Annotated in this window: 18 protein-coding genes; 10 read left to right on the top strand and 8 right to left on the bottom strand. The window is 54.9% G+C overall.

The genetic code is table 11. The features are described 5' to 3' along the window. Window positions 1-8: 8 nt before the first annotated feature. From uvrD to corA, 3 genes are all read left to right on the top strand, one after another. A complete protein-coding gene (gene uvrD / locus ACFL9S_RS14020) occupies window positions 9-2,171 on the top strand; it encodes a DNA helicase II (RefSeq protein WP_405262511.1) in 2,163 nt (720 codons plus the stop codon). An 86-nt stretch (window positions 2,172-2,257) separates the two neighbouring features. After that, window positions 2,258-2,314 (top strand): YsgD/CorL family protein, encoded by a 57-nt coding sequence (ysgD, locus tag ACFL9S_RS14015; RefSeq protein ID WP_405262553.1) that lies wholly within the window; start codon window positions 2,258-2,260, stop codon window positions 2,312-2,314. A gap of 149 nt (window positions 2,315-2,463) precedes the next feature. Beyond that, a complete protein-coding gene (gene corA, locus ACFL9S_RS14010; protein ID WP_405262510.1) occupies window positions 2,464-3,423 on the top strand; it encodes a magnesium/cobalt transporter CorA in 960 nt (319 codons plus the stop codon). A 60-nt stretch (window positions 3,424-3,483) separates the two neighbouring features. Here corA and rarD read toward each other — a convergent pair whose 3' ends face one another. Next, entirely contained in the window at window positions 3,484-4,377 is an 894-nt protein-coding gene (gene rarD / locus ACFL9S_RS14005; protein ID WP_405262509.1) for an EamA family transporter RarD, read from the bottom strand. Window positions 4,378-4,381: 4 nt separating this feature from the next. After that, window positions 4,382-4,852, bottom strand: coding sequence for a thioesterase family protein (locus tag ACFL9S_RS14000; protein WP_405262508.1), 471 nt, complete (start codon window positions 4,850-4,852; stop codon window positions 4,382-4,384). Between the two features lie 173 nt (window positions 4,853-5,025). Between ACFL9S_RS14000 and pldA the strand changes: the two genes are divergently transcribed. Both pldA and recQ read left to right on the top strand, forming a co-directional pair. Next, window positions 5,026-5,901: a phospholipase A gene (gene pldA, locus ACFL9S_RS13995; protein ID WP_405262507.1), complete on the top strand. Its 876-nt coding sequence runs from the start codon at window positions 5,026-5,028 to the stop codon at window positions 5,899-5,901. Window positions 5,902-5,969: 68 nt separating this feature from the next. Further along, window positions 5,970-7,802, top strand: coding sequence for an ATP-dependent DNA helicase RecQ (recQ, locus tag ACFL9S_RS13990; RefSeq protein WP_405262506.1), 1,833 nt, complete (start codon window positions 5,970-5,972; stop codon window positions 7,800-7,802). A gap of 84 nt (window positions 7,803-7,886) precedes the next feature. Here recQ and rhtB read toward each other — a convergent pair whose 3' ends face one another. Next, on the bottom strand, window positions 7,887-8,510 hold the full coding sequence (gene rhtB, locus ACFL9S_RS13985) for a homoserine/homoserine lactone efflux protein (protein WP_200643900.1): 624 nt from the start codon (window positions 8,508-8,510) through the stop codon (window positions 7,887-7,889). 114 nt (window positions 8,511-8,624) lie between these two features. On the opposite strand from rhtB, the gene pldB reads away from it, so the two are divergent. Then, on the top strand, window positions 8,625-9,617 hold the full coding sequence (pldB, locus tag ACFL9S_RS13980) for a lysophospholipase L2 (RefSeq protein WP_405262505.1): 993 nt from the start codon (window positions 8,625-8,627) through the stop codon (window positions 9,615-9,617). 64 nt (window positions 9,618-9,681) lie between these two features. Beyond that, window positions 9,682-10,482, top strand: coding sequence for a sugar/pyridoxal phosphate phosphatase YigL (yigL, locus tag ACFL9S_RS13975; protein WP_405262503.1), 801 nt, complete (start codon window positions 9,682-9,684; stop codon window positions 10,480-10,482). Between the two features lie 43 nt (window positions 10,483-10,525). Here yigL and glpQ read toward each other — a convergent pair whose 3' ends face one another. From glpQ to metR, 4 genes are all read right to left on the bottom strand, one after another. Next, on the bottom strand, window positions 10,526-11,575 hold the full coding sequence (glpQ, locus tag ACFL9S_RS13970; protein ID WP_405262502.1) for a glycerophosphodiester phosphodiesterase: 1,050 nt from the start codon (window positions 11,573-11,575) through the stop codon (window positions 10,526-10,528). A gap of 13 nt (window positions 11,576-11,588) precedes the next feature. Further along, window positions 11,589-12,935 (bottom strand): glycerol-3-phosphate transporter, encoded by a 1,347-nt coding sequence (gene glpT, locus ACFL9S_RS13965; protein ID WP_405262501.1) that lies wholly within the window; start codon window positions 12,933-12,935, stop codon window positions 11,589-11,591. Window positions 12,936-13,296: 361 nt separating this feature from the next. Then, the gene (locus ACFL9S_RS13960; protein ID WP_133846831.1) at window positions 13,297-13,770 is read right to left on the bottom strand and encodes a DUF1456 family protein; all 474 of its coding nucleotides are present in this window, start codon (window positions 13,768-13,770) and stop codon (window positions 13,297-13,299) included. A gap of 120 nt (window positions 13,771-13,890) precedes the next feature. Continuing rightward, window positions 13,891-14,829: an HTH-type transcriptional regulator MetR gene (gene metR / locus ACFL9S_RS13955; protein ID WP_405262499.1), complete on the bottom strand. Its 939-nt coding sequence runs from the start codon at window positions 14,827-14,829 to the stop codon at window positions 13,891-13,893. A gap of 135 nt (window positions 14,830-14,964) precedes the next feature. Between metR and metE the strand changes: the two genes are divergently transcribed. Then, window positions 14,965-17,238 carry a 5-methyltetrahydropteroyltriglutamate--homocysteine S-methyltransferase gene (gene metE, locus ACFL9S_RS13950; RefSeq protein ID WP_405262498.1) on the top strand — a complete coding sequence of 758 codons (2,274 nt, stop codon included), beginning with the start codon at window positions 14,965-14,967 and terminating at the stop codon, window positions 17,236-17,238. 50 nt (window positions 17,239-17,288) lie between these two features. On the opposite strand, the gene ACFL9S_RS13945 is transcribed toward metE, so the two are convergent. Then, window positions 17,289-18,125, bottom strand: coding sequence for a dienelactone hydrolase family protein (locus ACFL9S_RS13945; protein WP_405262497.1), 837 nt, complete (start codon window positions 18,123-18,125; stop codon window positions 17,289-17,291). A 295-nt stretch (window positions 18,126-18,420) separates the two neighbouring features. Between ACFL9S_RS13945 and udp the strand changes: the two genes are divergently transcribed. Further along, window positions 18,421-19,182 carry a uridine phosphorylase gene (gene udp / locus ACFL9S_RS13940; protein ID WP_405262496.1) on the top strand — a complete coding sequence of 254 codons (762 nt, stop codon included), beginning with the start codon at window positions 18,421-18,423 and terminating at the stop codon, window positions 19,180-19,182. Between the two features lie 374 nt (window positions 19,183-19,556). Then, window positions 19,557-21,080 carry a DNA recombination protein RmuC gene (rmuC, locus tag ACFL9S_RS13935; protein WP_405262495.1) on the top strand — a complete coding sequence of 508 codons (1,524 nt, stop codon included), beginning with the start codon at window positions 19,557-19,559 and terminating at the stop codon, window positions 21,078-21,080. Window positions 21,081-21,113 lie beyond the last annotated feature (33 nt).

Raw genomic sequence — 21,113 nt, 5'->3', positions numbered from 1 at the left:
CGGTGCCTATGGACGTTTCTGAACTGCTCGACAGCTTGAATGACAAACAACGCGAAGCCGTTGCCGCGCCGCGCAGCAATCTGCTGGTGCTGGCGGGTGCGGGCAGTGGTAAAACCCGCGTGCTGGTTCATCGCATTGCCTGGCTGATGGCGGTGGAAAACTGCTCCCCCTATTCGATTATGGCGGTGACCTTCACCAACAAAGCGGCGGCCGAGATGCGCCACCGTATCGAACAGCTGATCGGCACCAGCCAGGGCGGTATGTGGATCGGTACGTTCCACGGGCTGGCGCACCGTCTGCTGCGCGCGCACCATCTTGATGCCAACCTGCCGCAGGACTTCCAGATCCTCGACAGTGAAGATCAGCTGCGCCTGCTGAAGCGCCTGATCAAAGCCATGAATCTGGATGAGAAGCAGTGGCCTGCCCGTCAGGGGATGTGGTACATCAATGGCAAAAAAGATGAAGGGCTGCGCCCGAAGCATATCGAAAGTTATGGCAACCCGATTGAACAGACCTGGCTGCGTATTTACCAGGCCTATCAGGAAGCCTGCGATCGCGCCGGGCTGGTGGATTTTGCCGAGCTTTTGCTGCGTGCTCATGAGCTGTGGCTGAACAAACCGCATATCCTCAATCACTACCGCGAACGTTTTACCAATATCCTGGTGGACGAATTCCAGGATACCAACAACATCCAGTACGCGTGGATCCGCATGCTGGCGGGTGACACCGGTAAAGTGATCATCGTGGGGGATGACGATCAGTCGATCTATGGCTGGCGTGGCGCGCAGGTGGAAAACATCCAGCGCTTCCTTAAGGATTTCCCCGGTGCGGAGACCATCCGTCTTGAGCAAAACTACCGCTCGACCAACAATATTCTGAAAGCAGCGAATACCCTGATCGCCAATAACAGCGGCCGCCTGGGTAAAGAGCTGTGGACGGAAGACAGCGATGGCGAGCAAATTGCGGTTTACTGTGCCTTCAATGAGCTGGATGAAGCGCGCTTTGTGGTCAACCGCATCAAGGTGTGGATGGAGAACGGCGGCGCGCTAAATGACTGCGCGATTCTTTATCGCAGTAACGCCCAGTCGCGCGTGCTGGAAGAAGCCCTGCTGCAAACCAGTATGCCGTACCGGATCTATGGCGGTATGCGCTTCTTCGAGCGTCAGGAAATCAAAGATGCGCTGGCCTACCTGCGTCTGATCTCCAACCGTAATGACGATGCCGCCTTTGAACGCGTGATCAACACACCAACCCGTGGCATTGGTGACCGCACGCTGGATGTTATACGCCAGACGTCACGTGAGCGTCAGCTCACGCTGTGGCAAACCACGCGCGTGCTGTTGCAGGAAAAAGCGCTGGCCGGGCGTGCCGCATCGGCCTTGCAGCGCTTTACCGAACTGGTCGATTCACTGGCGCAGGAAACCGTCGAATTACCGCTGCATGTACAGACCGACCGGGTGATCAAAGATTCCGGTTTGTGGCTGATGTATGAGCAGGAAAAAGGTGAGAAGGGCCAGGCACGTATCGAAAACCTTGAGGAGCTGGTCAATGCCACGCGGCAGTACAGCTATCAGGATGAAGATCAGGACCTGATGCCGTTGCAGGCGTTTCTCTCCCATGCCGCCCTTGAGGCCGGTGAAGGGCAGGCCGACAAGTGGCAGGATGCCGTGCAGTTAATGACCCTGCACTCCGCCAAAGGGCTGGAGTTTATGCAGGTGTTTATTGTCGGCATGGAAGAGGGCATGTTCCCCAGCCAGATGTCGCTGGATGAAGGCGGGCGACTGGAAGAGGAGCGTCGTCTGGCCTACGTTGGCGTGACGCGTGCGATGCAGAAGCTGACCCTGACTTACGCGGAAACCCGGCGGCTTTATGGTAAGGAAGTGTATCACCGCCCATCGCGCTTTATTGGTGAGCTGCCGGAAGAGTGCGTGGAAGAGGTTCGCCTGCGCGCCAGCGTCAGTCGCCCGGCCAACCATCAGCGCATGGGCACGCCGATCGCGAAAAATGACAGTGGTTTCGCCCTCGGCCAGCGGGTGCATCATGCCAAGTTTGGCGAAGGGACAATCGTCAATCTGGAGGGCAGTGGTGAACATAGCCGACTCCAGGTTGCATTTCAGGGTCAGGGTATTAAGTGGCTGGTTGCGGCTTATGCCAAACTGGAAGCAATGTGACGCCCTGAAGGGCGCATGGCCCCGCTTGACGCCTTTTTAGTCTCAGCGTAACATGCGCCCACCATTACCCTAAGAGGACATTCGCCTTGGACACACCCAGTACATACTGGCTCACTGACCTGCATTCCAGGTACAACTCCTAAGGCTATCCTCTTTTGCCGATAGCCTTCGTGGTTGTTGGCGACCGCATTTCCCGTCGCTCTGAGTCAGTTTTGCTCGCTGACTGAAACATCTGTTTCCCGTGTTCAAGCGCTCTGTCCCATTTTGTTACTGTGAATTGGGAGTACAGCTTATGTTGAGCGCCTTTAAACTCGACCAAAACCGTCTGACCCGCCTTGAACTGGATGATGCTGATGCCAGGGACGAGCTGATCGGTTCCGTCTGGGTCGATTTGATCGAACCGGAAGAATCGGAACGAGATCGGGTACAAACCGAACTTGGCCAGAGCCTTGCGACCCGCCCTGAACTGGAAGATATCGAAGCCTCCGCGCGTTTCTTTGAAGATGAAGACGGTCTGCATATTCACTCATTTTTCTTCTATGAAGATGCCGACGATCACGCGGGTAACTCGACGGTGGCTTTCACCATTCGTGAAGGGCGTCTGTATACCCTGCGCGAACGCGAACTCCCGGCGTTTCGTCTGTACCGCATGCGTGCCCGCAATCAGGTTCTGAGCGATGGCAATGCTTACGAACTGCTGCTCGATCTGTTTGAGACAAAAATCGAACAGCTGGCGGATGAGATCGAGAATATCTACAGCGATCTGGAAAAACTGAGCCGCGTGATTATGGAAGGTCAGCAGGGCGATGCGTTTGATGAAGCGCTGTCGACGCTGGCAGAACTGGAGGATATCGGCTGGAAGGTCCGTCTGTGTCTGATGGATACCCAGCGCGCCCTGAACTTCCTGGTGCGTAAGGCGCGTCTGCCAGGTAATCAGCTGGAGCAGGCGCGTGAGATCCTGCGCGATATCGAATCCCTGCTGCCACACAACGAATCCCTGTTCCAGAAAGTGAACTTCCTGATGCAGGCGGCGATGGGCTTTATCAACATCGAGCAGAACCGCATTATCAAGATCTTCTCGGTGGTCTCGGTGGTCTTCCTGCCGCCTACCCTGGTGGCCTCCAGCTACGGGATGAACTTCGAGTTTATGCCTGAGCTGAAATGGAGCTTTGGTTATCCAGGGGCGATTAGCCTGATGATCCTCGCCGGTCTGGCTCCGTACGCCTACTTCAAGCGTAAAAACTGGCTGTAAGCGGATCGATGACGAAAAAAAATCGCCTGAGTGGCGATTTTTTTATGTCTGCTTATCGCATTATGCGGCCGGTGAGCGGCGCAATGTTAACAGCGCATCGGCGATAAACAGCGCCAGCGCCGTCCAGATGAAGCCAAAGGTCACCGCTTTATCTGGCGTCATTTGTTCACCGTAGAGCAATACGGCCAGCAGGAACATCAGCGTGGGCCCCAGATACTGGAAGAAGCCGACGGTGGACAGCTTCAGGCGCGCGCAGGCAGCGGTAAACAGCATCAGCGGAACCGTGGTGATAACACCGGCAGCGGCCAGCATCAGATTCAGACTCAGTGGGTTGCTTCCCAGATGGCTGGTGGGGCTGTCGGCTATCGCGAACAGATAGATTGCCGCCGGGATCAGCAGCCAGCTGGTTTCAATCAACATGCCGCTCTGGGCATCAACGGCAATTTTTTTACGCAGCAAGCCATAGAATGAAAAGCTGATCGCGAGACCGAGCGCGATGATCGGCACTGAACCAAACTGCCACACCTGTATCAGTACGCCGCAGGCCGCGAGCGCCACCGCCAGCCATTGCAGGCGCCGGAAGCGTTCACCGAGAAACACCATCCCTACCAGCACATTCAGCAGTGGGTTAATAAAGTAACCCAGGCTGGCTTCCAGTAAATGGTGATTATTCACTGCCCAGATATACAACAACCAGTTGCCGCAAATCACCACGGCGGAGAGCGCCAGCAGCAGCACTTTTTTAGGGTGCTGGATAACCGTACGCACATTGCGCCAGTGACGGCTGGCGGTGAGGAGCACCAGCATAAAGAAAAATGACCAGATCACCCGGTGGGTCATAATTTCCCCTGGGGCAACTTGCTGGATGAGCTTGAAGTAAACCGGGGCAATTCCCCAGATAAAATAGGCTCCCAGAGCAAAGAATATGCCCTGGCGAGTATGCTGTGGATTCATGACGTTAACCGATTAGATAGGTAGCAGTAGCGCTGGCAATGTGAACACCGACATCGTTGTGTAGCTCGACTCTGGCAACCGAGACTTTATTACCGCCACGCAGCAGGCTGCTGCTGGCAATAAAGCGTTCACCCCGGCCGGGACGTAGATAATCCACCCGCAGGTCGATGGTCCCCATGCGCGATAAGCGCTGGCGCAACTCCTCTTCAGTGATGCTTTCCTGGCGTGTCAGTGCCCTGGTGACGCACACCAGACCGGCAGCGACGTCCAGTACGGAAGCGATCACGCCACCGTGCAATATTTTCTGCGCAGAGTTACCGACCAGCATGGTCTGGTTCGCCAGGCTTATCTCTGCGTAATCCGACTCCAGGCGGTCCAGTGCCAGCCCCAATGCGCGGTTGAACGGCATGTGGTAAACAAAAATCTCGCCAATCAGGCGGCGCGCGGCAGCCTGATCCATAGGTACTGCTGACATTATCGGGTCTTCCTGTAATGCGGTCTGAATGAAAAATCAGGTTAACGGAGTGTGTATAATATGCTTCGTTGAAGGTGCTTTCCACTTTCGGAAATGAGCACTAATCCCCCAGGATGTTTCTGTGTAGAATGGCGTGCTTTTTATTCACTTATCCGCCTCTCTGGGAGAACCCTATGGCTCTGCTGAAAGGATTGCTGGCGTCAGCAATTCTGTTTCCGACGTTGGTGCTGGCACAGGAAGCCACGGTTAAAGTCATCCATGACCGTCCTGCGGTGAAGGGCAGTATTATTGCCAACATGCTGGAGAAACACGACAACCCGTTTGTTCTGTTACCTTATGAAAGCAACTATCTGCTGTATACCGATTCCAGCAACATTAATAAGGAAGCGATCGAGTCGTACAACTGGGACAAAACCAGGCACGACGAAGTGAAGTTCCAGCTTAGCCTGGCCTTCCCACTATGGCGTGGTATTCTCGGTGACAACTCAGTGCTGGGTGCCTCCTATACTCAGAAATCCTGGTGGCAGCTCTCTAACCGTAGTGCCTCTTCACCGTTCCGCGAAACCAACTACGAGCCGCAGATCTTCCTCGGTTGGGCAACGGACTACAGCCTGGGGGGCTGGACGCTGCGTGATGTGGAAACGGGTTTGAATCATCAGTCTAATGGCCGCTCCGACCCGACCTCGCGCAGCTGGAATCGTGTCTATGCGCGTCTGATGGCGGAAAACGGTAATTGGCTGGTCGAGGTGAAACCCTGGTACCGTCTTCCAGAAAGTGAAAGTAATGATGATAACCCGGATATCACTAAGTACATGGGTTATTATCGCCTGACAGTTGGCTACCAGTGGGGCGACAGCATCTTCAGCGTGAAGAGCCAGTACAACTGGAACAGCGGCTACGGCGGCGCCGAGCTAGGCTGGAGCTACCCGATTACGGAACACGTGCGGTTTTACTCGCAAGTGTACAGCGGGTATGGTGAATCTCTGATTGACTACAACCATCGTCAAACTCGCGTCGGTGTCGGCGTGACGCTCAACGACCTGTTCTAAGGTCACCGCTACCGGGTGGTGTATACTGCCCGGTTGAAAATTCAGTCACTTCAGATTTTGGGGACAACGTGTCTACGGCAGCAGTCATCAATAAAGAAATGCTGGCAGAGCAGGTATTACGCGATACCTTCGGCTATCAGCAGTTTCGTCCGGGGCAACAAGCCATCATTCAGGAATCGCTCAACGGGCGTGACTGTCTGGTGGTCATGCCAACCGGCGGCGGAAAATCACTCTGTTATCAGATCCCTGCGCTGGTGCGTGAGGGGCTGACGCTGGTGGTGTCGCCGTTGATCTCGCTGATGAAAGACCAGGTTGATCAGCTGCTGGCAAACGGCGTTGCGGCGGCCTGCCTCAACTCGACGCAGAACCGGGAAGAGCAGCAGGAAGTGATGGCGGGCTGCCGTACCGGCCGCATCCGTCTGCTGTACATCGCCCCTGAACGTCTGATGATGGACAACTTCCTCGAGCAATTAACGCACTGGAACCCGGCGATGCTGGCGGTGGATGAAGCCCACTGTATTTCCCAGTGGGGCCACGATTTCCGCCCGGAATACGGTGCACTGGGCCAGTTACGTCATCGTCTGCCGGATGTGCCGGTGATGGCGCTGACCGCCACGGCCGATGAAACCACACGTAACGACATTGCCCGTCTGCTGCAGCTTGACGACCCGCTTATCCAGATTAGCAGCTTTGACCGTCCCAATATCCGCTATACGCTGGTGGAAAAATTCAAACCTACCGAACAACTGTTGCGCTATGTGCAGGATCAGCGCGGCAAGTGCGGCATCATTTACTGTAACAGCCGGGCAAAAGTGGAAGACACCGCTGCCCGTCTGCAAAGCCGTGGCCTGAGCGTTGGCGCCTATCATGCCGGAATGGATAACGCACACCGTGCCCACGTGCAGGAAGCCTTCCAGCGCGATGACCTGCAAATTGTGGTGGCGACCGTTGCTTTTGGTATGGGCATTAACAAACCCAACGTGCGTTTTGTGGTGCACTTTGATATCCCGCGCAATATCGAATCCTACTATCAGGAAACCGGGCGTGCGGGGCGGGATGGCCTGCCAGCGGAGGCCCTGCTGCTGTACGATCCCGCCGATATGGCCTGGCTGCGTCGCTGTCTCGAAGAGAAAGCCCCAGGGCCGCTGCAGGATATTGAACGTCATAAGCTGAATGCGATGGGCGCGTTTGCCGAAGCGCAGACCTGCCGCCGTCTGGTGCTGCTGAACTACTTTGGTGAAGGGCGACAGCAGCCTTGCGATAACTGCGATATCTGTCTGGACCCACCGCGCCGCTATGATGGCCTGGTCGAGGCGCAAAAAGCGCTCTCCTGCATTTACCGCGTCGGGCAGCGTTTTGGTATGGGTTACATCGTCGAGATCCTGCGCGGCGCCAATAACCAGCGTATCCGCGACATGCAGCACGATAAATTACCGGTGTATGGCATTGGACGTGAGCAAAGCCATGAGCACTGGACCAGCGTGTTGCGTCAGCTGATTCACCTTGGGCTGGTGACGCAAAATATTGCCATGCACTCAGCATTACAGCTGACGGAAGCCGCCCGCCCGACGTTACGTGGCGAAGTGCCGCTGATGCTGGCGGTTCCACGTCTGGTGAGCATTAAACCGCGTAATAGCAGCCAGAAGTCTTATGGCGGAAGTTATGACCGCAAGCTGTTTGCCAAACTGCGCAAGCTGCGTAAATCCATCGCCGATGAAGCCAATGTGCCGCCGTATGTGGTGTTTAACGATGCAACGCTGATTGAAATGGCGGAGCAAATGCCACTGACCGCATCCGAGATGCTGAGTGTGAACGGCGTCGGGCATAAGAAGCTGGAACGCTTTGGCAGGCCATTTATGGTGATGATCAAAGAACACGTCGACGGTGATGACGACGAATAATCTCTGACGGCGGGCCGAGCGTAAAACGATCGGCCCGACAGGTTCTGTAGGGGTCGACCTTCTTTTGCGGTCGACCCACGTTTTTTAGGCGATTCTGCGCGCCGAAGCCAGCAGTGCACCCACCGCAATAAACAATCCGCCAAAAATCCGGTTCAGCAATTTCATCTGATGTGGTCCTTTGATCCATGCGGAGATACGCGTGGCCAGTGTGGCATAGCCAATCATCACGATAATATCCACCACCACGGTCGTGACGCCCAGTACCAGATACTGCATCGCCTGCGGCTGATGTGGCAGGATGAACTGCGGGAAGAGGGCCGCCAGGAACACAATGCTTTTGGGATTGGTCAGATTCACCAGCACGGCGCGTTTAAACAGCTTACGACGCGGCATCGCTTTGGCGACCGCATTCAGGTCGATCGCACCGGCAGATCGCCACTGCTGAATACCCAGCCAGACCAGGTAACCTGCCCCGGCCCACTTCAGAATTTCAAAGGCCAGTAACGACTGGGAAAACAGCGCACCCAGTCCAATGCCGACCAGCACAATATGCAGCGACAGTCCAACCTGAAGGCCGGAGATTGACGCGACCGCACCGCGATAACCGTGGCTGATACCGGTACTCATGGTATTGATTGCGCCAGAACCTGGCGACAGACTTAAGATGCTGGTTGTTAACAGATAGGTCAGCCACCACTCGATGGTCATGCGTAAAACTCCCGGAAAACGCTCATTTGTGACACAATACGTTATTGTTGAATGCGGCGCTACGGGGAACCTTGCCCCTTTTTTAAGGGAGAACCCTTTCTGGAAATGAGCCTGATGGAACATCGTAAACACCACTGGACGACACGGGAAAAAGCCTTTGCGGCATTTGCCACGGGTCCGTTGCTGGATTTCTGGAAATTGCGCGAAGAGGATGAGTTTGTCGGTGTTGAAAACGTGCCGATCCGCTACGTCCGCTTCATCTCACCGCAACACGATAAAGTCATACTGCTGTGCCCGGGTCGAATTGAAAGCTATGTGAAATACCCGGAGCTGGCCTATGACCTGTTCCATAGCGGTTATGATGTGATCATCATCGATCACCGCGGGCAGGGACGATCCGGGCGCTTATTGCCGGATTCTCACCGTGGTCATGTGGTTGAATTCGAAGATTATGTCGACGACCTCGAAACACTGTATCTGAAAGAGATCGTCACACGTCACTATCACCGCCGCTATGCACTGGCTCATTCGATGGGCGGGGCGATACTGGCACTGATGCTGGCTCGTCAGCCTGCGGCGTTTGATGCGGTGGCGCTGGCGTCGCCGATGTTTGGCATCTTCCTTCCGATGCCGCTATGGATGGCGAACTCTATCCTTAACTGGGCGGAGAAATATCCGACGGTACGAGAGGGTTACGCGCTGGGGACGGGACAATGGCATGCGCGTCCGTTCGCCATCAACGAACTGACGCACAGCCGCGAGCGCTACCGCCGTAACCTGCGCTTTTATGCCGACGATCCCGGTCTGAGAGTGGGTGGCCCCACTTATCACTGGGTAAGAGAAGGGGTACGCGCCGGGCACAGTATTTTAAGCCAGGCGGCGAAGATATCGACGCCGCTGCTGCTGCTGCAGGCCGCTGACGATAAAGTCGTGGATAACCGCGCGCAGGATCTGTTTTGCCAGACGATGGTGGCCGCTGGTCAGCCCTGCGAAGGGGGTAAACCGATGATTATTGATGGTGCTCGCCATGAGATCCTGTTTGAAAAAGACAACATGCGCAGCGAAGCGCTTGAGGCTATCCTGGCCTTTTATTCCCGCCACAGCTAAGCGGACAGAATGACATTGCCGGTGGGTACTGACTGCCCGCCAGAAAATATTAACCAGAGGTGTTATGTACCGTATTGTTGCTTCAGACCTGGATGGCACGCTGCTGTCACCGGACCACACGCTTTCCCCTTATGCCCGTGAAACGTTACAGTTGCTGACACGTAAAGGCATTCATTTTGTCTTTGCGACGGGCCGCCATTACATCGACGTGGCGCAGATGCGTGACAGCCTGGGTATCGATGCTTACATGATCACCTCAAACGGCGCGCGGGTGCATAACACCGCGGGTGAACTGGTTTTCAGCCATAATCTTGATGAAGACATCGCGCTCGAACTGTTCGCGATGCAGCACGCCAACCCGGATATCTACACCAACGTATATCGGGATGAAGAGTGGTTCCTGAACCGCCACCGTCCTGAAGAGATGGATTTCTTCCGCGAGTCTGATTTCAACTATCAGATCTATGAGCCAGGCCAGCTGTCGACCGACGGCATCAGCAAGGTGTTCTTCACCTGTGCGATCCCTGAACTGCTGGTCCCACTGGAGCTGGCGCTGATTGCGCGCTGGGGCGATCGGGTTAACGTCAGCTTCTCGCTGCCAACCTGTCTGGAAGTGATGGCGGGCGGTGTGTCGAAAGGGCATGCGCTGGATGCAGTATCAAAATCCCTGGGCTTCTCACTCAAGGAATGCATCGCCTTTGGTGACGGTATGAATGATAAAGAGATGCTGAGTATGGCGGGTAAAGGCTGCATCATGAGCAACTCTCATCAGCGCCTGAAAGATATCCTGCCGGAGCTGGAAGTGATTGGGTCGAATGCCGATCAGGCGGTGCCGAACTTCCTGCGTCAGCTGTATAACGTGTAAACCGGTTGGGCCGATCATCTGTGTCGATCGGCCCGATACGATTTTAACGTTTTAAGAAGTGAACGGCTTTGTCCGGGAAATCGGTAAACAGGCCCTCGACTCCCGCTTTGTTGTACAGCAGGTCGTAAAGCTGATCGACGTTGCTGACATAAGGCGGCAGCTGGTCGGCGCGTACCGTGTACGGATGCACCACCAGATGATTGTGGTGCGCCTCTTTCACCATATCATTCAGCACCACATGGCCGGTTTTTGCACCCGGAGCCACCAGCATATGGTAATCCGGGCCGATCCCGTCGGCGTATTGAGCAATGGTTTTCATCGCACCCGGCGCGAACATCCAGTCGTAATCGTAGTTCACCCACTTCCCGTCGCGTTGCTCCTGAGTTTCATCCCATTTGGTATAAGCGATCAGCTGCACAAGCTTCAGGTTCATCCCACGCTGAGGTTCCAGTTCGGTCTTGATACGCTTCACTTCGTTATAATCGAAGCACTGCAAATAGACCTTATCGGTCTTACTGCTGTAACCATACTGCTTCAGGACATCCAGCACTTTGGCGGAAATATCTTTGCCTTCTTTGCGGTGGAACCACGGGGCTTTAATTTCGGTATAAATCCCGATGTCTTTGCCCGTTGAGTGGTTCAGACCCTGAATAAACTCCAGCTCTTCCTCAAAGGTATGAACGCGGAAATCCGATTTCCCCATCGGGAAGCGACCTGGGAAGGTCTGTACCTTTTTGCCGTTTTCAAGCGTAAATCCTTCGGTAAACGCCAGGCTCTTGATCTCGGCCAGGGTAAAGTCGATGGCGTAATAACGCCCGTCAGCCCGTGCGCGCTGGGGGAAACGCGTGGCCACATCCGTTACGCGATCCAGATAGTGGTCATGCAGCACCACCAGACGATCGTCTTTGGTCATCACCAGGTCCTGCTCAAGGTAATCTGCCCCCTGAGCATAGGCCATCGCTTTTGCGGGCAGGCTGTGTTCCGGCAGATAACCGCTGGCCCCACGATGCGCAATCACGACAGGTGAAGAACTCGCGGCTGTCGCCGCGAGAGAGGTGGTGAGAAGTAAGGTAGCGATAACGTTTTTCAACATAATGTTCCCTTAATCAGAGTGCGTTCAGACCCTGTTTATGTTTCTTCTCGCTGATCATGGTCATGATCAGCAGGATGACTGCCAGCACACAGCCGCCAATCATAATGATAAAACCGCCGTCCCAGCCGAAGTAATCGACGGTATAACCCACGATGGCACTGGCAGCAACGGACCCGCCGAGGTAGCCAAACAGACCGGTAAAGCCTGCCGCAGTTCCCGCCGCTTTCTTCGGTGCCAGTTCAAGGGCATGCAGTCCAATCAGCATCACCGGGCCATAAATCAGGAAGCCGATGATCATCATACAGGCCATGTCCATGCCAGGATTGCCTGCCGGGTTCATCCAGTACACCACGGTTGCAATGGTCACCAGGATCATAAAGAACACCCCGGTGGCACCACGGTTACCTTTAAAGACTTTATCCGACATCCAGCCGCACAGCAGCGTACCCGGGATACCTGCGTACTCGTAGAAGAAGTAGGCCCACGATGATTTATCCAGTGTGAAGTGTTTCACTTCTTTCAGGTAAGTCGGTGACCAGTCGAGGATGCCGTAGCGCAGCAGATAAACAAATACGTTAGCCAGCGCGATGTACCACAGCAGTTTGTTAGGCAGGATGTACTGCATAAAAATCTGCTTCGCCGTCAGCTCTTCTTCATGCTTCTCATCGTAGTTCGGCGGATAATCGTTTTTGTACTCCTCAATCGGCGGCAGACCGCACGACTGTGGCGTGTCACGCATCAGCGCGAAGGCAATGATGGCGATAAGAATGGCACCAAAAGCAGGCATATACAGCGCCGCTTTCCAGTCGTTAAACCAGGCCATACCGAGCAGGAACAGCAGCGGAGGAATACCCCCTCCGACGTTGTGCGCACAGTTCCAGACGGAAACGATGCCGCCACGTTCTTTCTGCGACCACCAGTGAACCATCGTACGCCCGCACGGCGGCCAGCCCATGCCCTGGAACCATCCGCACAGGAACAGCAGAACAAACATCACCATAATGCTGGACGTCGCCCACGGGACAAAGCCCATAAACAGCATCACGGCAGCGGCCAGGATCAACCCGGCAGGCAAGAAGACGCGAGGGTTAGAGCGGTCAGAGACCGAGCCCATGATGAATTTTGAAAAACCGTAAGCGATAGAGATACCGGACAGCGCAAAACCCAGATCGCCACGCGAGAAGCCCTGTTCAATCAGATAGGGCATCGCCAGGGCGAAGTTTTTACGCACCAGATAGTAGGCAGCATAACCGAAGAAGATCCCCAGAAAAATTTGCCAGCGTAGTTTGCGATAGAGCGGGTCAATGCGGCTGTCATCAACGCGAGGTTGATGCGCTGCAGGTTTGAAAAAACGTAACATTGTGGCCTCCCATGGCTCGAAAGACTGACATTCACTTTCGAATGATCAGTTAAAAAAAATATTTCTCTGTCACAGCCGTATCAGGTGTTCTATTCCGCGCATAGCGTAGTCGTTATCAGAACAAGTGACTGTGAAGAAGGGCGCAAATGTTACAGTTTTATGACGAAATGGCTATGGCTGTATCACAATATGGTGATTTATTTTCGTTGTGGAACTATAAACTGTGATTATAGTCACATTTGTAAGCCTGAATGATGAGGGTGGTTTCGTTTCGTGAGTGATTTTGTTCTAAAAGGAAGGTGGCGGTGGGAGGAAGCAGAGATTAACGCCAGCAGGTGGCGTTAATCAGTCAGTCGGTCGCTTACGCTTTCTTCACCGGACGGATTTTCATCGTCAGGCCTTTGAGGAAGTTGCGCAAAATTTGATCGCCGCATTCGCGGTAATTTTTATGACCCGGTTTACGGAAGATCGCCCCAATTTCTGACTGTCCTACCGCGAAATCGGCGCTTTTCAGCAGTTCCAGAATGTCGGTGGTTTTCAGATCGAAGGCCACACGCAGTTTCTTCATCAGGATGTTGTTAGTCATCTTGCGTTCGATGGACGGCGCAGGCGCGTCTTCACTTTTGCCACGGCGTTCAAAAATCAAACCATTCAGAAAGTAACCCATGATGACATCGGGGCAGGGGCGATAGCCGGCTTCATCCTCTTTTTTCAGGAAGCTGTGCACTTCGGCTTCTGTTACTTCGCTCTCTGCCAGCGCCAGAATGCTCACAACTTTAGCATCGCTTAAATTCAGCATGTAACGCACGCTGCGCAGGACATCGTTATTGGTCATAGGGACTCTCTGTAGTGAAACAATTGCAGTGAGTGCAGTATAACCCGTCGCCCTTCAGGCTGCATCTGCGTTAGCGCCCCGCGCTGACCTGCGGTCAGCGTGCAACGCCGCTGCGCGTATTCAGGGATGGCTGACGGAAGGATGTGGCACACCAGGACGGGACGCATCACGTACCCGAGGCAGATGATCGCAGGCGTGCTGGCGGGCGGAACGAATAAAGGCTTCTACCACGGGCTGACGCTGTTCACCGTCGCGCACTGCCGCATACAGGCGGCTCCACAGACCCTCTCCCAGCGTTTTTGTCACCACCAGTCCCTGATGCTCAAAACTCTCCACGACCCAGTGTGGCAACGCAGCAATCCCCATTTGTGCCGACACCATCTGAATCAGCAGCAGCGTGTTATCCACGCTTTTCAGCGTTGGGCTGACATCGGCAGGCTGTAAGAAATGACGCCAGATATCCAGGCGCTGGCGCTGAACCGGATAAATCATCAACACCTCACTGGCCAGATCTTCTGGTGAGATATGCGCCTTTTGTGCCAGCGGGTGATCCGGTGCCAGCACCAGGCGGACTTCGAAATCAAACATCGGTGAATAAAACAGTCCACTGCGCGGCAGAATATCGGAGGTCAGCACCACATCCAGCTCTCCCTGTTGCAGGGCGGGCTGCGGGTCAAACGTCATCCCCGATTTGAAATCCATCACCACCTGCGGCCAGCTCTTACGGAAGTTGTTCAGCGCCGGGGTCAGCCACTGGATACAGCTGTGGCATTCAATCGCAATGCGTAACGTTGTCTGGTGAGGTTCATGGCAGGCCTGCAAGGCCTGTTGGATTTGCGGCAGCACCTGTTCCGCCAGCTGCAGCAAAATTTCTCCCTGCGGCGTGAAACGCAGCGGCTGGCTTTTACGCACAAACAGACGGAAACCCAGACGTTGCTCCAGGTCGCTGAACTGATGAGATAACGCTGACTGCGTTTGATGAAGCTGGGCCGCCGCCGCCGCCAGCGAACCTGTCGTTCGCAGCGCCTGCAACGTCCGCAGGTGTTTAAGTTCGATCATGAGAGTCCTTCACATCGACAGTGAATATTTTGCGCTTGTAGTGAATACAGTACCTGCACAATATAGCGGTGTAAACATCTGGACGTCTAAATGCTTGGCGTTACCGGTTAAGAACAATTTAATGAGGCACAACTGATGACTATTCTGAACCATACTCTCGGATTTCCCCGCGTTGGTCTGCGTCGCGAACTGAAAAAAGCGCAGGAAAGTTACTGGGCAGGCACCATCAGCCAGGACGATCTGCTGACGACCGGCCGTGAGCTTCGCGCACGCCACTGGCAACAGCAGAAAGACGCAGGCGTGAATCTGCTGCCGGTTGGTGACTTCGCCTGGTACGATCATGTCCTGACCACCAGCCTGCTGCTGGGGAATGTTCCGGCGCGTCACCAGAATAAAGATGGCTCAGTTGACCTCGATACGCTGTTCCGCCTCGGCCGTGGCCGTGCCCCAACCGGTGAACCCGCCGCCGCTGCCGAAATGACCAAATGGTTTAACACCAACTATCACTATATGGTGCCAGAGTTTGTTCAGGGTCAGCAGTTCAAACTGACCTGGACCCAACTGCTGGACGAAGTCGACGAAGCGCTGGCGCTTGGCCACAAAATCAAACCGGTATTACTGGGACCGGTGACGTATCTGTGGCTGGGTAAAGTGAAAGGGGATCAGTTTGATCGCCTCAGCCTGCTGAAAGACATCCTGCCGGTTTACCAGCAGGTGCTGGCCGAACTGGCTAAACGCGATATCGAATGGGTGCAGATTGACGAGCCAGCACTGGCGCTTGAACTCCCTGCCGAGTGGCTGGCCGCTTTCAAACCCGCTTATGAGGCATTGCAGGGGCAGAGCAAACTGCTGCTGACCACCTATTTCGACAGCATCGGTCAGAACATCGACACCATTACGGCATTGCCCGTTCAGGGTCTGCACGTTGACCTGGTCCACGGTAAAGATGATATCTCCACGCTGAACAGCAAAATACCGGCGAGCTGGTTGCTGTCTGTGGGGGTGATTAACGGCCGTAACGTCTGGCGTGCGGATCTGAGCAGCTGGTTTGAGCGTCTGCAACCGCTGGTGGCGAAACGCAAACAGCTGTGGATCGGTTCTTCCTGCTCGCTGCTGCACAGCCCGATCGATCTGAGCGTGGAAACCCGTCTTGATGACGAAGTGAAGAGCTGGTTCGCCTTTGCCCTGCAAAAGTGTGCTGAGTTGTCACTGTTGAGCAATGCGCTGAACAACAATGACCCGGCATCACTGGAAGCCTGGAGTGCGCCTGTCCGTGCCCGTAAAAACTCCAGCCGGGTTCATAATGCGGCCGTCGGTGATCGTCTGGCCGGGATTACCGCCAAAGACAGCCAGCGTAATAGCAGCTACCCGGAACGTGCTGAAGCCCAGCGTCAGCGTTTCCAGCTGCCCGCCTGGCCAACCACGACTATCGGCTCCTTCCCGCAAACCACCGAAATTCGTGGCCTGCGCCTTGATTTCAAACAGGGGCGTCTGGACGGCAGTCACTACCGTACCGGCATCGCTGAACATATTAAGCAGGCGATTGCTGAGCAAGAACGTTTAGGTCTGGACGTGCTGGTGCATGGCGAAGCTGAACGTAACGACATGGTGGAATACTTCGGGGAGAACCTGGATGGCTTCATCTTTACTCAGAATGGCTGGGTACAGAGCTACGGTTCACGCTGTGTGAAACCACCGGTTATTATCGGGGATGTCAGCCGCCCGGAAGCGATTACCGTTGAGTGGGCGAAGTATGCCCAGTCCCTGACCGACAAGCCGGTAAAAGGCATGCTGACCGGTCCGGTGACCATTCTGTGCTGGTCATTCCCACGTGAAGATGTGTCCCGCGAAACTATTGCCAAACAGATTGCTCTGGCACTGCGTGACGAAGTGGAAGATCTGGAAAAAGCCGGTATCGGTATCATCCAGATTGACGAACCCGCACTGCGCGAAGGCTTACCGCTGCATCGCTCCGACTGGGCTGCCTATCTGGAATGGGCGGTTGATGCCTTCCGTCTGAATGCCGCCGTGGCGCAGGATGACACCCAGATCCACACCCACATGTGTTACTGCGAGTTCAACGACATCATGGATTCGATTGCCGCACTGGATGCCGACGTGATCACCATCGAAACCTCACGTTCTGATATGGAACTGCTGGAGTCGTTTGAAGAGTTTGATTACCCGAATGACATCGGTCCCGGCGTTTACGATATTCACTCGCCGAACGTGCCGAGCGTTGAGTGGATGGAAGCCCTGCTGCTAAAAGCGGCACAGCGTATCCCGACTGAACGTCTGTGGGTTAACCCGGATTGTGGTCTGAAAACACGTGGCTGGGCAGAAACCCGTCAGGCGCTGGCAAATATGGTGAAAGCAGCGCAGAACCTGCGTCGTGCGCAAGAAGCCTGATGGCGATGTTGTTAATGTGATCATGAAGGGGCGCCTGTGCGCCCCTTCATTTATGCTTTTGGCGCAACGCCATACTGTTTAAACCACGCCAGCATCCGTTGCCAGCCATCCTGAGCAGACTCTGCATGATAGCTGGGGCGATAATCTGCATTAAAGGCGTGCCCGGCATCGGGGTAAACAATAATCTCAGCGCTGGTATTCGCGGCACGCAGCGCCTGTCGCATGGTCTCCACGCTTTCCAGCGTGATGCTGTCATCTTTACCGCCGTACAGGCCTAAAACCGGCGAATTCAGGTCCACGGCAATATCCACCGGATGCTTCTGCTGCTTCATGGTTTTTTCGCCAACCAGTTTGCCATACCAGGCGACGGCGGCTTTAAGCTGTGGGTTATGCGCGGCATACAGCCAGGTGATTCGCCCGCCCCAGCAAAAACCGGTGGCGGCCATGTTGCGCATATCCCCGCCATGACGAGACGCCCAGTTTGCCACGTGGTCGAGATCGGCCAGTACCTGACTGTCCGGAACCTGGCTGACGATCTTTTTTAACAGGGTGGGGATGTCGGTGTAATCCGCAGGATCACCCAGGCGGAAATAGAGTTCAGGTGCCACCGCCAGATAGCCTTCACTGGCCAGACGACGGCAGATATCCCGGATATGTTCATGTACGCCGAAAATCTCCTGGACCACTAGCACCACTGGCAGAAGCCCCTCGGCATGACGTGGCTTCGCATGGAAAGCAGGCATGTTCTCACCCTGGGTAGGAATGGACGTTTCACCTGAAATAATATCTGCGCTGTCGGTGATAATCGTGGTGGCAGCGGTAGGGCGTGTTGCGGGTGCAAACCCTTTGTTGCTCGATTCTTGCGTCGTGTTATCGTCGGTTTTCATTATCCTCTCCGTGCATGCACAAGTACGATCAGCATTCTGGGTTTAACTATAGCCCGTAATGTGATGGGTCAGGTTTCACTGCTGGCTATCTCTATCACCAGATAGACCTGAGCCACAGGCCCGGATGTGTGAAAGTGTGCTTACCGAAGTTGATAATGTGATTCATATCACTTTTTATAATGTAATCAGTGCAATTTTCATTTGTAATGTCGATTCTTATCACATAAATGTTCGCCAGATTTCCTTACAGTAGCATCCCGTTAACTATCCCCGCTTCCCGTGACAGGAGTTTGAAATGGCACAGTCTGACGTTTTCCATCTTGGCTTAACCAAAGCCGACCTTCAGGGCGCCACGCTGGCCATCGTGCCGGGCGACCCGGAGCGCGTGAAGAAAATTGCCGCCCTGATGGACAATCCGGTCCATCTGGCTTCGCACCGTGAATTCACCACCTGGCGTGCCGAGTTATCCGGTAAGTCGGTGATTGTCTGCTCAACAGGCATTGGTGGCCCGTCTACGTCAATTGCAGTGGAAGAGCTGGCCCAGCTTGGTGTACGTACTTTCCTGCGGGTCGGAACCACCGGGGCGATCCAGCCGGATATCAATGTGGGTGACGTGCTGGTGACTACCGGTTCCGTGCGTCTGGATGGTGCCAGCCTGCACTTTGCCCCGCTGGAGTTCCCGGCCGTGGCGGACTTTACCTGTACCACGGCGTTGGTTGATGCGGCGAAAGCGGCAGGGGCGACCACCCATATCGGTATTACTGCTTCCTCGGACACCTTCTACCCGGGCCAGGAGCGCTATGACACCTTCTCCGGGCGTGTTGTCAGCCGTTTCCAGAACTCGATGAAAGAGTGGCAGCAGATGGGCGTACTGAACTACGAAATGGAATCCGCCACGCTGCTCACCATGTGTGCCAGCCAGGGGCTGCGTGCCGGGATGGTGGCCGGTGTCATCGTCAACCGCACCCAGCAGGAAATCCCGGATGCAGAAACCATGAAACGCACCGAGAGCGATGCGGTGAAGATCGTGGTTGAAGCTGCCCGTCGTCTGATCTAATCGTTTTATCTTACGGCCGTGCTCACGCGCGGCCTGTAACGTCTTTTCTTGCTGTGAAAAAATTCAGATCCTCCTCGACAATTCCTTCCGTACCCGCCCGTTTACTGCTTTTTATCTGGACATTCATACAGTGCGCCTCTATTTTTCCCCTATTGTACCCTTCATACTTCAAGCTGCCTGGGTGTTGGCTGCGCTCCCTCACCCTGGTCACATACTTTTCTATGCTCCCAGGGATTATAAGCTTCATTCTGAAGCTCACCCTGCGGGCCAGCACAAGCGCTGTTCAAATCGGCCAATGGCCGATTAGTCACTCGCTTGCCGCCTACAAGCAGCTCGAATTATTTTGGGTATAGGTTTTGATTAGGAGAAGCAGGGTGGATGCAACAATCGTATATGGTGCCGGTATTGGTCTGGTCGGGTTACTGGCGGGCTGGTTGATCGCCGGGATCCGCAGCCAGCAGTTGCTGGCCAACGGCGAAACTGAGCGGCGTCTGCTTCAGCAGTCGGTGGAACAGGCGGAATCTGAACGTCAGCGCCAGCAACAGCAGCTGGATGCCCAGCTCCTGACGCAAAAACAGAACGAGCAGGAACTGCGTCAGCTGCACGGTTCACTGGCGGCGGCTGGGGAGAAGCTGCACCAGCTTGATCACTGGCGGGGTGAAACTGAACAGCTCAATCGTGAACTGCGCAACCAGCTGGAGATCAACGCCTCACAGGAGGCCGAGCTGCGTGAAGTCACCATCCGCCTGGAAGAGACGCGCATGGCGACGGAAGAAAAACAGCGCCTGCTGGTGAACAGCGAGCAGCGCCTTAACGCACAGTTTGAAAATCTGGCGAACCGTATCTTTGAAAACAGCGGCCGCCGGGTGGATGAACAAAATCGTCAGAGCCTGAATGGCCTGATCACCCCGCTGCGGGAACAGCTTGAGGGCTTTCGCCGCCAGGTTCAGGAAGGATTCGGTCAGGAAGCACGTGAGCGGCACACTCTCGCGCATGAAATACGTAACCTGCAACAGCTGAATGCGCAGATGGCCCAGGAAGCGATCAACCTGACGAAGGCGCTTAAAGGGGATAACAAAACCCAGGGTAACTGGGGAGAAGTGATCCTCAGCCGGGTGCTGGAAGCCTCCGGTTTGCGTGAAGGCCATGAATACGAAACTCAGGTCAACATTCAGCTTGAGCAAAATGGGCGAATGCAGCCTGATGTGATCGTACGCCTGCCACAGGGCAAGGATGTGGTGATTGACGCCAAAATGACGCTGGTGGCCTATGAACGCTATTTTAACGGTGATGATGAAGCGGCACGTGAGCTGGCCATCACTGACCATATTGCAGCGATCCGAGGGCATTTACGCCTGCTGAGCCGAAAAGATTACCAACAATTACCTGGTTTACGCTCACTGGATTATGTGTTGATGTTTATCCCGGTGGAACCCGCTTTCCTGCTCGCTATCGACAGGCAGCCGGAGCTGATCAATGAGGCGCTGAACCAGAACATCATGCTGGTCAGCCCGACCACCTTGCTGGTGGCACTGCGCACCATTAATAACCTGTGGCGCTATGAACACCAGAGTCGTCACGCCCAGCGCATTGCCGATCGGGCTGCTCGTCTCTACGACAAAATGCGTCTGTTTGTTGATGATATGAGTGCCATCGGACAGAACCTTGATAAGGCTCAGGATAGCTATCGCCAGGCAATGAAAAAATTGTCCGAAGGTCGGGGCAATCTGATTGCCCAGACAGAAGGGTTCCGCCAGATGGGGGTTGAAGTGAAGCGCCCGATTAACCCAAGGCTGGTGGAACAGGCATTACCAGAAGCTGATGATGATGTGGATGACGACGATGATATGCCGCCTGCAGAAAAGGCGGAATATTCGCCGGATGCAATACCACGCTGAATCAATGAATAAGCGTGCGGCCAGTGCCTGGCC

This window comes from Erwinia sp. AnSW2-5, from assembly GCF_045107195.1.
Classification (GTDB): domain Bacteria; phylum Pseudomonadota; class Gammaproteobacteria; order Enterobacterales; family Enterobacteriaceae; genus Erwinia.
Note: the sequence above shows the minus strand (reverse complement) of the source record. Positions and strands in the feature narration are given on the sequence as shown.

Excerpts from the sequence above, each read along its gene's own strand:
- corA (WP_405262510.1), top strand. The coding sequence starts at position 2,464 with ATGTTGAGCGCCTTTAAACTCGACCAAAACCGTCTGACCCGCCTTGAA.
- metR (WP_405262499.1), bottom strand. The coding sequence starts at position 14,829 with ATGATCGAACTTAAACACCTGCGGACGTTGCAGGCGCTGCGAACGACA.
- yigL (WP_405262503.1), top strand. The coding sequence starts at position 9,682 with ATGTACCGTATTGTTGCTTCAGACCTGGATGGCACGCTGCTGTCACCG.
- glpQ (WP_405262502.1), bottom strand. The coding sequence starts at position 11,575 with ATGTTGAAAAACGTTATCGCTACCTTACTTCTCACCACCTCTCTCGCG.
- ACFL9S_RS14000 (WP_405262508.1), bottom strand. The coding sequence starts at position 4,852 with ATGTCAGCAGTACCTATGGATCAGGCTGCCGCGCGCCGCCTGATTGGC.
- glpT (WP_405262501.1), bottom strand. The coding sequence starts at position 12,935 with ATGTTACGTTTTTTCAAACCTGCAGCGCATCAACCTCGCGTTGATGAC.
- ACFL9S_RS13960 (WP_133846831.1), bottom strand. The coding sequence starts at position 13,770 with ATGACCAATAACGATGTCCTGCGCAGCGTGCGTTACATGCTGAATTTA.
- metE (WP_405262498.1), top strand. The coding sequence starts at position 14,965 with ATGACTATTCTGAACCATACTCTCGGATTTCCCCGCGTTGGTCTGCGT.
- ACFL9S_RS13945 (WP_405262497.1), bottom strand. The coding sequence starts at position 18,125 with ATGAAAACCGACGATAACACGACGCAAGAATCGAGCAACAAAGGGTTT.
- rhtB (WP_200643900.1), bottom strand. The coding sequence starts at position 8,510 with ATGACCATCGAGTGGTGGCTGACCTATCTGTTAACAACCAGCATCTTA.
- rarD (WP_405262509.1), bottom strand. The coding sequence starts at position 4,377 with ATGAATCCACAGCATACTCGCCAGGGCATATTCTTTGCTCTGGGAGCC.
- udp (WP_405262496.1), top strand. The coding sequence starts at position 18,421 with ATGGCACAGTCTGACGTTTTCCATCTTGGCTTAACCAAAGCCGACCTT.
- uvrD (WP_405262511.1), top strand. The coding sequence starts at position 9 with ATGGACGTTTCTGAACTGCTCGACAGCTTGAATGACAAACAACGCGAA.
- pldA (WP_405262507.1), top strand. The coding sequence starts at position 5,026 with ATGGCTCTGCTGAAAGGATTGCTGGCGTCAGCAATTCTGTTTCCGACG.
- pldB (WP_405262505.1), top strand. The coding sequence starts at position 8,625 with ATGGAACATCGTAAACACCACTGGACGACACGGGAAAAAGCCTTTGCG.